The organism is Collinsella sp. AF23-2 (genome assembly GCF_003459245.1).
In the GTDB taxonomy this organism is placed as follows: Bacteria; Actinomycetota; Coriobacteriia; order Coriobacteriales; family Coriobacteriaceae; genus Collinsella.
The window spans coordinates 202,812-217,228 of sequence record NZ_QRVG01000001.1; the positions used below are offsets into that span (position 1 = coordinate 202,812).

8 protein-coding genes are annotated in these 14,417 nt (G+C 62.6%); all 8 read left to right on the plus strand.

Annotated features, from left to right (window positions below; all coding sequences use genetic code 11):
* The first annotated feature begins 180 nt into the window (after positions 1-180).
* The 8 genes from dnaE to DWY03_RS00930 all read left to right on the plus strand — a co-directional run bounded on the left by dnaE (position 181) and on the right by DWY03_RS00930 (position 14,262).
* Entirely contained in the window at positions 181-3,984 is a 3,804-nt protein-coding gene (dnaE, locus tag DWY03_RS00895) for a DNA polymerase III subunit alpha (RefSeq protein WP_117839707.1), read from the plus strand.
* 28 nt (positions 3,985-4,012) lie between these two features.
* On the plus strand, positions 4,013-7,477 hold the full coding sequence (locus tag DWY03_RS00900; RefSeq protein WP_117839708.1) for an SNF2-related protein: 3,465 nt from the start codon (positions 4,013-4,015) through the stop codon (positions 7,475-7,477).
* 150 nt (positions 7,478-7,627) lie between these two features.
* On the plus strand, positions 7,628-7,990 hold the full coding sequence (locus DWY03_RS00905; protein WP_089572163.1) for a desulfoferrodoxin family protein: 363 nt from the start codon (positions 7,628-7,630) through the stop codon (positions 7,988-7,990).
* A gap of 117 nt (positions 7,991-8,107) precedes the next feature.
* Positions 8,108-10,093 carry a hypothetical protein gene (locus DWY03_RS00910; protein ID WP_117839709.1) on the plus strand — a complete coding sequence of 662 codons (1,986 nt, stop codon included), beginning with the start codon at positions 8,108-8,110 and terminating at the stop codon, positions 10,091-10,093.
* Between the two features lie 148 nt (positions 10,094-10,241).
* Entirely contained in the window at positions 10,242-10,763 is a 522-nt protein-coding gene (gene ruvC / locus DWY03_RS00915; protein WP_022095142.1) for a crossover junction endodeoxyribonuclease RuvC, read from the plus strand.
* Positions 10,763-11,383 carry a Holliday junction branch migration protein RuvA gene (gene ruvA, locus DWY03_RS00920; protein WP_099431955.1) on the plus strand — a complete coding sequence of 207 codons (621 nt, stop codon included), beginning with the start codon at positions 10,763-10,765 and terminating at the stop codon, positions 11,381-11,383. The genes ruvC and ruvA overlap by 1 nt, the downstream gene beginning before the upstream one ends.
* Positions 11,383-12,450: a Holliday junction branch migration DNA helicase RuvB gene (gene ruvB, locus DWY03_RS00925; protein ID WP_035137349.1), complete on the plus strand. Its 1,068-nt coding sequence runs from the start codon at positions 11,383-11,385 to the stop codon at positions 12,448-12,450. The genes ruvA and ruvB overlap by 1 nt, the downstream gene beginning before the upstream one ends.
* Positions 12,451-12,594: 144 nt before the next feature.
* Positions 12,595-14,262, plus strand: a complete 1,668-nt coding sequence (locus DWY03_RS00930) for a formate--tetrahydrofolate ligase (RefSeq protein WP_117839710.1) — start codon at positions 12,595-12,597, stop codon at positions 14,260-14,262.
* Positions 14,263-14,417: the final 155 nt, after the last annotated feature.

Here is a 14,417-nt window from a genome sequence, read left to right on the forward strand (position 1 = left end):
CCCATCCCCCAATAACTTGCGGTGGAATACGGACTGTTCTGGCCAAAAAAGCCGCCAAACAGTCCGCATTTCACCGCAACTGCAAGAGGAGCCGTGTGGGTTTGGCTAGGTTCGGGTGCCGTCCGCGCCGTGCGGTAAAATCGTTCAGTCAGAACACGAACCCGCATCGGAGCTCATCACATGGCATTCGTCCATCTGCACAACCACACCGTTTTCTCCATGCTCGACGGCGCAACCCGTATCCAGGATATGGTCAATCGCGCCGTAGAGCTGGGCATGCCCGCCGTCGCCATTACCGACCACGGCTACATGTATGGCGTGCCCGACCTGGCGCTGGCCTGCGACGCCGTCAACCACAACACGCCTGAGTACAAAACCTGGAGCCACGACAAGGCCTTCTTGGAAAAGGATCGCCGCGACGAGCTGGTGGAGCCCGATCCCGAGGAAAACCCGCGCGAGCATGCCCAGTATGTGAAGGACATGGCCATGTGGGACGAGAAGGGCAACATCGACGAGCTCAAGCCGCCTCTGGTCATCAAGCCCATCTTTGGCTGCGAGGTCTACTTTACGCCGGACGAGACCCTTGCTCGCGACCATAAGCCCGAGCTCTACCACATGATCCTTCTGGCCAAGGACCAGGAGGGCTACGTCAACCTGATGCAGACGGTCTCCGAGGCAGCCGTGCAGGGCTTTTACTACAAGCCCCGCGTGACGCTCGACAACCTGCGCCGCCACGCCAAGGGCATGATCTGCACGAGTGCCTGTATCGCCGGCATCATTCCCAAATACATCGACCGCGGTGACATGGAGGGCGCCATCAAGTGGGCCGAGACCTTCCGTGATACCTTCGAACCTGGCGACTTTTATATCGAGATCCAGGAACACGGCATCACCACCGACAACGGCCTGACCGATGAGCAGATGGACCGCACGCTCATCGATATCGCCAAGCAGGTGGGCGTCAAGGTCATTGCCACCAACGACTTCCACTACCTGCGCCGCGAGGACGCGCCGGTGCAGGACGTCATCATGTGCATTGGCATGAACGCCAAGGTCGACGACCCCAACCGCATGCGCATGACCGGCTCGGAGTTTTATATGAAGACCGAGGAGGAGATGCGGGCGATGTTCCCGTATTGCCCCGAGGCCTGCGACAACACGCTCGAGATCGCCGACAAGTGCTACGTAGAGCTGGACTGGGACTCCATCATCCTGCCGCGCTTCCCGCTGCTCGACCCCGGCGAGACACACGAGAGCCAGTTCCGCCGCGAGTGCGAGAAGGGCCTGCGCCAGCACTATGGTGACGACTGGGCCACGCGCGAGATCGGTGGCGTCAACATCAAAGAGCGCTTTGAGTACGAATACAAGGTCATTTGCGACAAGGGCTTTGCCGCCTACTTCCTCATCGTCGCCGAGTACGTGCAATGGGCCAAGGACAACGGCATCGGCGTCGGCCCCGGCCGTGGCTCGGCCGCCGGCGCTATCGTCGCCTACGCCATGAACATCACCGCGTTCGACCCGCTCGAGAACGGCCTGATGTTCGAGAGGTTCCTGTCCCCGCAGCGTACCGAGATGCCCGATATCGATATGGACTTCGACGATGAGCGGCGCCTCGAGGTCGTGGAGCACGTTCGCCAGCTCTACGGCCCCGAGAAGGTCACCCACGTCATCACCTACTCGACCATCAAGGCCAAGCAGGCCATCAACGACGCCGCGCGCGTCCTGGACTACCCGGTCTACATGGGTCAGCACCTGTCCAAGATGGTCTCGAGCGACCCCAAGGTCAAACTCAAGCAGGTGCTCGACAAGCAACCCGGCAAAGAGGATCTGTTTAACCCCGACTTTGCCGAGGCCTATAAAAAGGATGACGACGCCCGCCGCATCATCGACACGGCGCTCTCGATTGAGGGCCTCACCCGTGGCGAGGGCGTGCACGCGTGCGCCGTTCTGATCTGCCGCGACCCCGTCAACGAGCATGTGCCCACCAAGCTCGACACCAAGGGCGGCGTCGAGATTACCCAGTACGAGGGCCATACCGTTGCCGACATGGGCCTGCTCAAGATGGACTTCTTGGGCCTGCGCACGCTGACGGTTATCTCCAAGGCCAAGGCAAACATCAAAAAGAACTTCGGCATCGACATCAAAGAGGAAGAGATCCCCTTTGACGATCCCGAGATCTTTAAGCTCATGGGTTCCGGCCACACCGCCGGCGTCTTCCAGGTCGAGTCCGCCGGCATGACGGCCACGATCAAGAACATGAAGCCCACCGAGTACAAGCACGTCGTGGCATTGATCGCTCTGTACCGCCCGGGCCCGCTGGGCGCCGGCATGGTTTCGTCCTACATCAACCGTATGAACGGCAAGGAGCCGGCCGTCTCCTACGACGACCGCCTGGACGACATCCTGGGCGAAACCTACGGCACCATGGTCTACCAGGAGCAGGTTATGCTCATCTCCGTCGAGATGTGCGGCTTCTCCAAGGGCGAATCGGACTCGCGTATCCGTAAGCCCGTGGCTAAGAAGAAAATCAAGCTGCTCACGTCGACGGTGCTCCACTGGGAGGATGGCTCGGACGAGACCACCTACGACCACTGGATGAACGGCGCTATCAAGAACAACTACACGCGCGAGGTCGCCCAGAAGATTTGGGACGATGTTCTCGAGTTCGCATCTTACGCCTTTAACAAGTCGCACTCCGCCGGCTACGCCATCCTGGTTATGCAGACGGCGTGGCTCAAGGCGCACTATCCGCACGAGTACATGGCGGCCGTTCTGACGTCCTATACGGGCAAGACCGACAAGATCGTTCATTACGTTTCGGCGTGCCGTCACGACGGCATCCCCGTGCTGTCGCCAGATGTCAACGAGTCCGGTACCGAGTTTACGGCTACCAAGGAGGGCGTGCGCTTTGGTCTGGCCGGCATCCGCGGCGTGGGCACCGGCGTGGCACAGGCGATTATTGCCGAGCGCGAGGCGGGCGGCCCGTTTAAGACGCTGCACGACTTTGTCGAGCGCGTGGACTCGAGCCAGGCCAACCGTCGCGTGATCGAATCGCTCATCAAGGCAGGCGCCTTCGACTCCACGGGGTATCCGCGTCGCCAGATGATGCACTTTGTGGACAAGAACAACCCCGAGAACATCATCGATGCCGCGGTGAAGCGCCAGAAGGATCGCGCGAGCGGCCAGACGTCGTTCTTCGATATGTTTGGCGACGTTGAGGGCTCGGGCTTTGAGGTGAGCGTGCCCGATCCGGATGGCCAGGAATGGGACCGCCACCTTAAGTTGAGTCAGGAGAAGGAGGTTCTGGGCATCTATGTCTCGGACCACCCGCTGCGCCCGTTTGAGTATGCACTAGCCAAGGCGCGTGACTTCTCGTTCTCGCAGATCGACACCGGCTACGAAGTTCAGAATCCTACGGGCGGCACCATCAACCAGGAAATTCCCGAGGGCAAGGCGCTGTGGTGGGCCGGCATGGTCTCGAGCGTGTCCAAGCGCGTGACCAAAAACGGTGACCCCATGGGCATCGTGCAGCTCGAGGACATGGAAGGCGAGGCCACCGTCGTCGTGTTCCCCAAGACCTACAAGGAGGCCGAGGGGTACCTGTACGGCGAGGTCGATCCCGAGACCGGCGCGCAGCTGTCCGATGCCTTTGTGCGCATTAAGGGCAAGCTCGAGCGCTCGGACCGCGGCGACCAGATCATCGCGCAGGAGATCGTGCCGCTCGAGCTCAACGAGGAGAACAACAAGCCCAAGGTGTTTGAGGTCATGGTGCCCAACAGCCGCTTTAGCCAGGGCAATATGGCGCGCCTGGCCACGGTGCTCACCGCTAACCCGGGCGGCGACCGCGTGGAGATCTTTATCGAGCAGGTGGACGGGCGCGTGCTGCGCGCCGAGGTGCCTGCCAAGGTCAACGCGCGCTCGATTCCGCTGCTGGCCGAGGCCAAGGCCATTGTGGGTAACCAGGGTCGCGTGACGGTGATCTAAGCTACCCCGGGTGAGATTGGAGGAAGTGATGGCGCAGGGGACGTTTGTGCAGGCGCTTCGCAAAGAGGCGGCGTTGAGCGGCACCTTTATGAAGGGGCGTTCGCTCATGCTCAACGGCGCCGTGCTGTCGATCGAGGACAGCGGCTCGCGCTTCTCCAAAAACGTGACGGTCGAGGGCTCGGTGCGCGGTTCGCGTGGCGACCTGTACAAGACGCACGTGGCGCTCGACATGGACGAGCACGAGGTGATCGACTACGACTGCGATTGCCCCGCCGCCTATCGTTACCCCGGTATGTGCAAGCACGCTATTGCCACGGCTCTGGCGTATTTGGATGCCAGCGGCGCCGAGCCCGTCGAAGGTTTGCGCACGCCGGTTCGCACGTTTACGGCGCAGTCGAAACAGCCCGCGCGCACCGCACCCAAAGCGCCGGCCGTCAACCCCAACTTTCCCTTTCCGGCGCCCGTCCCCACGAGCCCGAGCCTTGTGGCGGCGCTCTCCGATCTTTCGGACGCGCGCATGGATGAGCTGGCGAGCATGCGCCGCAAGCTTGCCGGTGCCGTTGATCCCGACGCCCCCAAAGCGGCATTGGAGCCCTCGTTGGTGCCGTACTACAATCCGCTGTTCGCTGACCGCTTTAGCTGGGCGCTCGAGTTCCGCATTCGCTGTGGATCGGTCTCCTACGTGGTCAAGGACATCGACGGCATGGCCGATGCCTACGTGCGCGGCGGCACGTTCTCCTATGGCAAGAAGCTCACGTTTGTCCATTCACCTGAGGCCTTTGACGAAACATCGGCAAAGCTGCTCAACCTTGTTGTGACGACAGTTGCCTATCTCGATGACATCACAAGCTTGCGTTCGGCGTCGTACGACTTTGCCCGCAGCGGTTTTGTTGCCGAGCGTCAGTTGCCGCTGTCCGAGCATAGCATCGTATATGTGCTGGACCTGCTGCGCGGCCAGACCATCTCCTTTGAGCCCGCCTGGTCGCGGGGGATGACGACGCATCGCACCTACGACGTGGCGGTTGAGCTGTCTCCGCAAGGGGAGGACGAGGCATCCGCTAAGCGCCCACCGCTGCTTGCCGCCAAAATCGCGCCGGCGGCTGGTGGTAGCTATGACCTGCGCCTGCCCGCCGATATGTACTGCTTTGCGTCGGGCGATGCCGCCTACTTGGTTGACACGCGCCGCGCGCGCCGTACCGACGCTGCATTTGCTCAGCATGCCGCACCTTTTTTGTCGCGCTTGCTGCCGTGCCGCACGCCCGCCCATATTGCCGCCGAGCAGGTGGGTGAGTTCTGCCGTATGGCGCTGCCCATTTTGCGCGACTACACCGACCTCACCGCGCCCGCCGCGCTCGATACCGTGGCACCCGAGCCGAGCTTTGCTATGGCGATCGGTGTCGACGATGGGCTCGTGACCTGCATAATTACGGTTACCTACGGCGATTGGTCGGCGGATCTCTTTAGCCTGGGCGCTCCGGGCAGCCCCTTCGAAGAGCAGCGCCCCGGTGTGCCACCCCGCGACGAGGTGGCGGAGTTTCGCGTTATGGATACAGCGGCCCTGTACTTCGATTTCTACAAGGGCGGTCTGGCGTTTGAGGAGCGCGATGATGAGAGCCTGTTCTGTCTGCTGACCGAGGGTCTGTCCGCCCTGTCCGAGCTGGGTGAGGTCATGCTCAGTGACCGTCTGCGCCAGGTCTCGGTCCGCCCTGCGCCCAAGCTTTCGGTGCGTGCGACCGTCAAGAGTAACCTGCTCGACGTCGAGCTGGGCGCGAGCGGGCTTTCGGCCGCGGACCTTGCCGTCTATCTCGATTCGTACAAGCGCCACCAGACGTTTGCGCGCCTGACGTCCGGCGACATCGTGCGCCTGGATGAGGGAGCGCGCGCCGCGTTTGGCCTTGCCGAAGATCTGGGTGTCGATGCCGTCGACCTGCTCGACGGCGTGTCGCTTCCCGCGTCGAGCACCCTTTTTGTCGATAGCATGCTCGCGCGCACGCCGGCGCTCGAGGCCGATCGCGACGCCGCGTTCAGCCGCACCGTCGAGCGCCTGGACACGCTCGGCAAGATGGACTTTACGGTACCCGCCTCGCTCAAGGCAACGATGCGCGGTTACCAGGTCGACGGATACCAGTGGCTCGGCTCGCTCGAACACCTGGGCCTTGGCGGCATCTTGGCCGACGACATGGGCCTGGGCAAAACGCTCCAGATGATTGCGCATATTCTGGCGCGCGTGGAGGCGGGGGACACCAAGCCCACGCTCGTGGTATGCCCGGCCTCACTCGTGTACAACTGGACCGCCGAGCTGGAGCGCTTTGCCCCGTCGCTCGATGTGTGCGCCATCGTGGGCGCCAAAGCTCAACGTCGTGTACAGATTGCCGGCGTGGCCGAGCATAGCGTGGTTGTGACGTCGTATGATCTTATGCGGCGCGATATCGACGAGTACGTCGAGCAGGATTTTGCCCGCGTGGTGCTCGATGAGGCCCAGTACATTAAAAACCCGCTCACGCAGGTGGCGCGCGCCGCAAAGCGCCTGCCTGCCGGCGTGCGCTTTGCCCTGACGGGCACGCCCATCGAAAACCGCTTGTCCGAGCTTTGGAGCATCTTCGACTTTTTGATGCCGGGCCTTTTGGGGACGCGCGAGTCGTTTGCCAAGCGCTTTGAGAGCCCCGTCGAGCATGCCGAGGGCGATAGCGCCGCTCGCCTGCAGGCGCTCGTGTCGCCGTTTGTGCTGCGCCGTGTTAAGGAAGACGTGGTGGCCGACCTGCCCGAGAAGATCGAGGACACCGTCATGGCACAGCTTACCGGCGAGCAACGCAAGCTCTACCTGGCCAACCAGGACCGCATCGCCCAGCAGGTGCAGCACCGCGAGGCTGGGGAGTTTAAGAAGGACAAGCTCAAGGTGCTCGCCGAGCTCACCAAGCTGCGCCAGATCTGCTGCGACCCGCGTCTACACTACGAGGATTACAAGGCGGGGAGCGCCAAGCTCGATACGTGTATGGAGCTCGTGCACGGCGCACTCGACGGCGGGCATCGCATCCTGTTGTTCAGCCAGTTTACAGGTATGCTCGATATCATCGGTAAGCGCTTGGCCAAGGAGGACATCGCCTTCCTTAAGCTCACGGGCGCTTCGTCTAAGGAGAGCCGCGCCAAGATGGTCGCGCAGTTCCAAGCGGGCGAGGTTCCGGTCTTTTTGATTTCGCTCAAGGCGGGCGGCGTGGGCCTTAACCTGACGGCGGCCGACGTGGTCATCCACTACGACCCGTGGTGGAACGTGGCAGCGCAGGACCAGGCGACCGACCGCGCGCACCGTATTGGCCAGCAACATACCGTGACCGTGTACAAGCTCATCGCCAAGGACACGATCGAGGAGCGCATTATGCAGATTCAGGAGTCCAAGCGCGACCTGGTCAACAGCGTGCTCGGCGGCGACGGCATCTCGTCGGCGCTGTTTACCCGCGAAGATGTTCTGGCGCTGCTGGGCGGCGACGGGCGCTAACCCGCTCGGGTGGGGCCGCCAGGGCGGATAGCGCACGCTGCCCCATCGTCCCCGCCCGTTATGTGTTCATTTGCAATGCCGTGGATGGTTTGTCTGCCTTTGGGCATAAGAACCATCAAGAACATTGGCACGTCAGCAAAGGAGAACATCATGGCGAAATTCTTTAAGGACCCCGACGGTAAGCTCATTGCCGCCCTTGGCAACGACGTTGCAACCCCTGCCGGTTGCACGGAACTGACCGCAAACACTGAGGACGCGGCGCACGAGAAGCACGTGCCTGTTGTCGAGACCGAGCGCGACGGTCACGTGATTCGCGCACGCGTTGGCTCGGTCGAGCACCCCAGCCTGCCCGAGCACTATATTGAGTGGATCGCCCTTGAGGCCGAGGGCCGCTTAGAGGTCCATTACCTTGAGCCCGGCATGAAGCCCGCGACGTTTTTTGCCGGCGGTTCCAAGACCGGTACCGTCTATGCCTACTGCAACCTGCACGGGCTGTGGTCCGCGACGTTCTAGGAGCGCGCCCCCGCTCGGGGTATCATAGCTAGCATATGCACATGCGAGCGCCGGCTGCATCATGCGGCCGGCGCTTTTACTACGATTTCGATGGTTTACGACGGAAAGGGCTGAGCCATGAAGCTCGCGCTTGCACAGATCGATATGCGCCTGGGTGATATTGAGGGCATTTGCGGCCGCATCGAGGACCAGGCTCGTCTGGCCCACGAGCGCGGGGCGCGCGTGCTGTGCGTTCCGGCTCCGCTCTTTATGGGCGCCATGCCCGGTGGCCTGGTGGGCGCTGCCGACTTTGAGCACGACATGCTTGCCGGCTTGACTGGTGTCGCCGAGCGCATCCAGGAGCTTGACATGATCTGCATCGTGCCCGCGGCGGTTTCGTTTGAGGGTCAGCCGCTGCTCGACTACATGATGCTCAAGGACGGTCATGTGGTGCCGGCGCGTTCGAGCATTGCCCTGCAGCGTGGCGAGAACAACGACACGCGTTGGGCGCCGCCGGTGTTCGACGTGGACGGCGTGCGCATCGCCGTGATTTTTGACTTGGACCGCGAACTCGAGATGTTGCCGACCGGTGTTGACCTCATTGCGTATTTCCAATTCAATGCGTTTGACATGACCGACCGCGAGACTGCCGCCATTGCCGCCGTTCGCAGCGGCGCCTACCGCAAGATCGCATCCAAGCGCAGCGTGTGGTTTGCCTGTATGGCGCCGGTCGGTGCCTATGACGAGTCGGTGTATACCGGCGGTTCGTTTGTGCTCGACGACTGCGGTCGCGTGGTGGCCCAAGCGCCGTGTTTTGAGGAGAGCCTGCTGGTTCAGGAGATTCAGCGCGGCGTGATGCTCGATGCCCTGGAAGATCACGAACTGCCCGAGTTCCGTTCCGAGGAGTGGCTGTGGCAGGCGCTGGTGCTCGCCGTGCGCGACAACGCCCGGGCCCACGGTGCGTCGCGCGCCGTGGTGGCACTCGAGGGCGACTTGCCGTCGTCCCTGCTGGCGGCGCTGGCCGTCGACGCTCTGGGCCCACGTAATGTGATTGGCCTGGTGCTGGGGCGCAACCGCATCTTTACGCCGGCGCAGGAGGAGGCCGAGGCTGCTCGCTGTGCCGCCGTTCGCGCCATTGCCGAGCGCCTGCATATTCGCACGGTTGAGCGCGATGCGCCGGATGCCGCGCGCGTGCTCGACCGCGATGTGTCGGCGGGCGACGCCGAGCGCCTGCGCTCGCGTACGCTGGGCCTCATGCTGGAGGACACGGCGCTCGAGTTGGGTGCGATGGCGTTGAGTCCGCTGTCCAAAACCGAGTACGCGCTGGCGGCGCCGGCGCTTTGCGGCGGCTACCAGGGCGATTACGCGCCCTTTGGCGATGTGTACCTGTCGACGCTTGAGTTTGTGGCGCGTGTGCGCAACCGCGCGTCTGCCGTGGTGCCCCAAGAGCTCGTGACGCTCAACGCGGTGGAAGATTGTATGGAGCGCGTGCTGGCGCAGGCGCTCTCGACGCTCGACGGTCCGGTCGATATGCTCGACCGCGCGGCACAGCTGCTCGGCGGGGTCGAGCCGGGTGAGATCGATGGCGCGCTTGAGGCGCACGTGGACCGCAATCGATCTTTCGACGACATCCCGATGGCCGCTGGCAAGCCTGAGGCCTGCTCGCTGCTGCTGATGCTCGTGCGTCAGGGTGAGGCTGCCCGCCGCATGTTGCCGACGGCGCCGATCGTTTCGTCCCGTTCGTTTGCCGAGCGCTCCTGGCCGTACATGCTCGCGTGGTCCGACCTGGGGCTTAACGGCAAGGAGCGTATGACGGTCGATTCGCTGGCGCGCGCCGAGGTGCGCCGTTTTGCTGACGAGGATACTAGCGAGCGCGTGCGAAACGAGATGATGGGCGTGCTGGGCGAGCTACTGGGTATTTCGCCCGAACAAATGGAGGAGTTGCGCTCTGAAGACGGTCAGCGTCGTTTACACGAGGGAATGAAAAAGTTCGAGGGCGAGGTTCAGGACGCCATCGATAAGATGATGGGCGGCCAGGGTGGCCCGCAGGGTGGACCCCAGGGCACGCCGATGCCGCAGCCGCCGGTTGATCCCCGACAGTTCCCATTCTTTAGCCAGAACTAGGTCTCTGCGTGCCCGCTTGCGTATGCTCAACCTACAATTCTATCTCGGCTGACTTATAGGGCTAGCGTTGTGTTATTCTAGAACAGACGTTCGTGAATGATGCGCGGGGCCTTGCCTTGCGCTTGGTAAAAGACGAGGGGAGGTTGGTTTGGTTATCTTGGGCATTGACCCCGGTTTGGCTCATACGGGTTGGGGGATTATCGAGGAGCGGCGTGGCGAGGTTCGCTGCCGTGCCTACGGCTGCATCGAGACCAGTGCCGGAAGTCCGCTCGCGGTGCGCCTGTCGCATATCGCCCATGACCTTAAGGATGTCGTCGAGCGTTATCGACCCGACACGGCTGCTGTCGAGAGCATCTACTTTGGCGCCAACGTTCGTTCGGCCATCCCCACGGCGCATGCCCGCGGTGCTGCGCTTGTGGCGCTTTCGGAGTGCGCGCTCGAGATTGGCGAGTACACGCCCATGCAGATCAAACAGGCTGTGGTGGGCACCGGCGCCGCGGACAAGCGGCAGGTCGCCTACATGGTACGCACACTCACACAGCTCGACCACGACCCGCATCCCGACCATGCCGCCGATGCCCTGGCCTGCGCCATCTGCCACGTAAACCTCAGCCGCACCCGCGCCCTCACCGGTGGCGAGTTCTATCAACAGAGAGGAACCGGATACTGATGATTTCCCAGCTCCACGGAACGCTTGTCGAGTCCACGATGAGCTCTGCTGTCGTCGATGTGTCGGGCGTTGGCTTTGAGCTCGGCATCTCGGGCAGCACTGCGGCCACGTTGCCGACGCCCGGCGGCGAGGTCCGCCTCTACACGCGTATGCAGGTGCGCGAGGACGCCATGACACTTTTCGGTTTTTCCTCTAAGGATGAGCGCACGATGTTCGATCGGCTCGTGTCTGTCTCGGGCGTTGGCCCGCGTCTGGCGCTCGCCGTGCTTTCCACCTATACCGTGGGGCAGCTGTATTCGCTGGTGATGGCCGAGGACGACAAGGGCATGGCCAAGGTACCCGGTGTGGGCAAAAAGACAGCTCAGCGCCTGATCCTGGAACTCAAGAGCACCTTTGCCAAGGATAAGGGCTTTGTGCCGGTCGACGTGATTCCCGGCCAGGTTGCGATGCCGGTTCCCGCCGCCGCTCCTTCGGCGATCGATGACGCCCGTGCGGCGCTCCTTTCCATGGGCTTTAGCCCACAGGAGACCGATGTTGCCCTGAGCGGGTATGATGGGCAGAATATGCGTGTCGAGGATCTGCTCGGCGCGGCGCTTAAGCGACTCGGAATGGATGCGTGATGTGGGAAGCCGATGACTCTCAGGACCTGTGGGCGACGCCCGGCAACTCGCCGGCGGCATCCATGGCGCACGGCGAGCGCATGGTGGGCTCGGAGCTGACGGCCGAGGACCTCGATGTCGACCGCACTTTGCGCCCCCAGCGCCTGGACGACTACTGTGGCCAGGAGCACATCAAGCAGAGCCTGCGCGTGTTGATCGAAGCGGCGCAGAACCGTGGCGAGACGCTCGACCACGTGATTTTCTCGGGTCCTCCGGGCCTGGGCAAGACCACGCTGGCCACCGTTATCGCCAACGAGCTGGGCGCTCAGATCAAGACCACGAGTGGCCCCGCCATCGCGCGCACGGGCGACCTGGCGGCCATCCTTACTAACTTGCAGCCGGGTGATGTGCTGTTTATCGACGAGATCCACCGCCTCAACCGTTCGGTCGAGGAGGTCCTGTACCCCGCGATGGAGGACTTTGCCCTCGATATCGTGATTGGCAAGGGTCCGGCGGCGCGCTCGATTCGCCTGGATATTCCCAAGTTTACGCTGGTGGCGGCAACGACCCGCTCAGGCATGTTGACAGGCCCGTTGCGCGACCGCTTTGGCATTTCATATCGCCTGGATTACTACACGGTCGAGGAGCTCGCGCAGATTGTGACGCGCTCGGCGACTATCCTGGGCGTGACGATCGACCACCCCAGTGCACTCGAGATCGGCTCGCGTTCGCGCGGCACGCCACGTCTTGCCAACCGCCTGCTCAAGCGCGTGCGCGATTACGCACAGGTGCGCGGCAACGGTCCCATTGAGCTCGATATCTGCCGTCAGGCACTCGAGTTCTTCGAGATCGACGAGCTCGGTCTGGACTGGATGGATATTCGCATTTTGGAGACGCTCGCCAAGACGTTCTCCGGTCGTGCCGTGGGACTTACGACCCTTGCCAGCGCGGTGGGCGAGGACCCGGGCACGCTCGAGGATGTCTATGAGCCCTATCTGCTGCAGTGCGGGCTGATGATTCGTACACCGCAGGGCCGTCAGGCAACCCTTCGCACCTTTGAGCACCTGGGGATTGAACCTACCGTTTAGGGCGCTTTGTTTTGGCTAGTCTGTAGGCTATCGCTGAGCATTGGATAAACATATCGCCATTCATCGGTTACGGGTGTTTTACTATTGCGCGCCCGTGCTATGCTGAATTGGTCTTTTTCTCATTCGGTAACGAAAGGACCGCTCATGCCTACTGACATCGAAATCGCACGTTCTGTCACGCCGCTGCCTATTACCGAGGTGGCCAAGAACGCCGGCGTCGACGTTAAGCACCTTATTCCGTACGGCTTCGACAAGGCTAAGGTCGACTATTCACTGCTCAACGAGCCGACTGATCACCAGGCCAAGCTCGTCCTCGTGACCGCTATCAACCCAACGCCTGCGGGCGAGGGCAAGACCACCACGACCATCGGTCTGGCCGATGGCCTGCGTCGTCGCGGCGTCAAGAGCGCCGTGGCCCTGCGCGAGCCTTCGCTCGGTCCCGTGTTTGGCGTGAAGGGCGGTGCCGCCGGTGGCGGTTGGGCCCAGGTCATCCCCATGGAGGACATCAACCTGCACTTTACCGGCGACTTCCATGCTATCGGTGCTGCCAACAACCTGCTGGCCGCCATGCTCGACAACCATATTCAGCAGGGCAATCAGCTCGGTATTGACGTTAAGCGCATCACTTGGAAGCGCGTCGTCGATATGAACGACCGTCAGCTCCGCCACGTCATCGACGGCATTGGCGGCAAGGCCCAGGGCGTGCCGCGCGAGGACGGCTTCGATATCACCGTCGCCTCCGAGGTCATGGCAATCCTGTGTCTGTCTACGAGCATCAGCGACCTCAAGGAACGCTTGGGTGAGATCGTCGTCGGCTACAGCTTTGCCGGCGAGCCCGTCCGTGCCCGCGACCTTAAGGCCCAGGGTGCCATGGCCGCGTTGCTTAAGGACGCGCTCAAGCCCAACCTGGTGCAAACGCTCGAGGGCACGCCCGCGTTTGTCCACGGCGGTCCCTTCGCCAACATTGCCCACGGCTGCAACTCCATCATGGCCACGCGTATGGCGATGCGCTTTGGCGATGTCGCCATTACCGAGGCCGGCTTCGGTGCCGATCTGGGTGCCGAGAAGTTCCTCGACATTAAGTGCCGCATGACGGGCGTTCGCCCCAGCGCCGTCGTGGTCGTCGCGACCGCTCGTGCGCTGAAGTACAACGGCGGTGTCGCCAAGGTCGACCTCAACGAGGAGAACCTCGAGGCCCTCAAAGCCGGCATGCCCAACCTGCTGCGTCACGTCGATAACATCCAGAATGTCTACGGTCTGCCTTGTGTGGTCGCCATCAACCGCTTCCCGACGGACACCGAGGCCGAGCTCGAGCTCATCGAGTCCGAGTGCCAGAAGCTCGGCGTCAACGTTAAGCTTTCCGAGGTCTGGGCCAAGGGCGGCGAGGGCGCGCTCGAGCTGGCCGATGAGGTCATGCGTCTGATTGAGCAGCCGAGCGAGCTCAAGTTTGCCTATGAGGACGGCGCCGATGTGGCCGACGCTCTCGAGGCCATTGCCACCAAGGTCTACCGCGCCGACGGCGTCGACTTTACGCCGGCCGCCAAGCGCCAGCTCGCCGAGCTGCGCGAGAACGGCTTTGGCAACCTGCCGGTGTGCGTCGCCAAGACGCAGTACAGCTTTAGCGACAACGCCAAGGCCCTGGGCGCTCCCGAGAACTTCCGCATCACGGTGCGTGAGCTCAAGGTTTCCGCCGGTGCCCACTTTGTGGTCGCACTGACTGGCAGCGTTCTGACCATGCCGGGCCTGCCCAAGATCCCCGCGGCCGAAAACATCGACGTCGACAACGACGGCAACATCACCGGCCTGTTCTAAGCTCGCTGCTCATAGCCGCTTGCCCGCCCCGCCGTGCTCACAAGGCACGGCGGGGCTTTTGTTTTCTAGCCGCGCTTGTCTTGTAGATACCGACGGGCTCTGCCCATCATAGGCTTTTGCGCGGGTAGAATGCATGCATAACTTGATGCTTACGG

Bases quoted from the DNA above. Each gene is read 5' to 3' on its own strand.
- DWY03_RS00930 (WP_117839710.1), top strand. From the start codon at position 12,595: ATGCCTACTGACATCGAAATCGCACGTTCTGTCACGCCGCTGCCTATT.
- DWY03_RS00900 (WP_117839708.1), top strand. From the start codon at position 4,013: ATGGCGCAGGGGACGTTTGTGCAGGCGCTTCGCAAAGAGGCGGCGTTG.
- DWY03_RS00905 (WP_089572163.1), top strand. From the start codon at position 7,628: ATGGCGAAATTCTTTAAGGACCCCGACGGTAAGCTCATTGCCGCCCTT.
- DWY03_RS00910 (WP_117839709.1), top strand. From the start codon at position 8,108: ATGAAGCTCGCGCTTGCACAGATCGATATGCGCCTGGGTGATATTGAG.
- dnaE (WP_117839707.1), top strand. From the start codon at position 181: ATGGCATTCGTCCATCTGCACAACCACACCGTTTTCTCCATGCTCGAC.
- ruvB (WP_035137349.1), top strand. From the start codon at position 11,383: ATGTGGGAAGCCGATGACTCTCAGGACCTGTGGGCGACGCCCGGCAAC.
- ruvA (WP_099431955.1), top strand. From the start codon at position 10,763: ATGATTTCCCAGCTCCACGGAACGCTTGTCGAGTCCACGATGAGCTCT.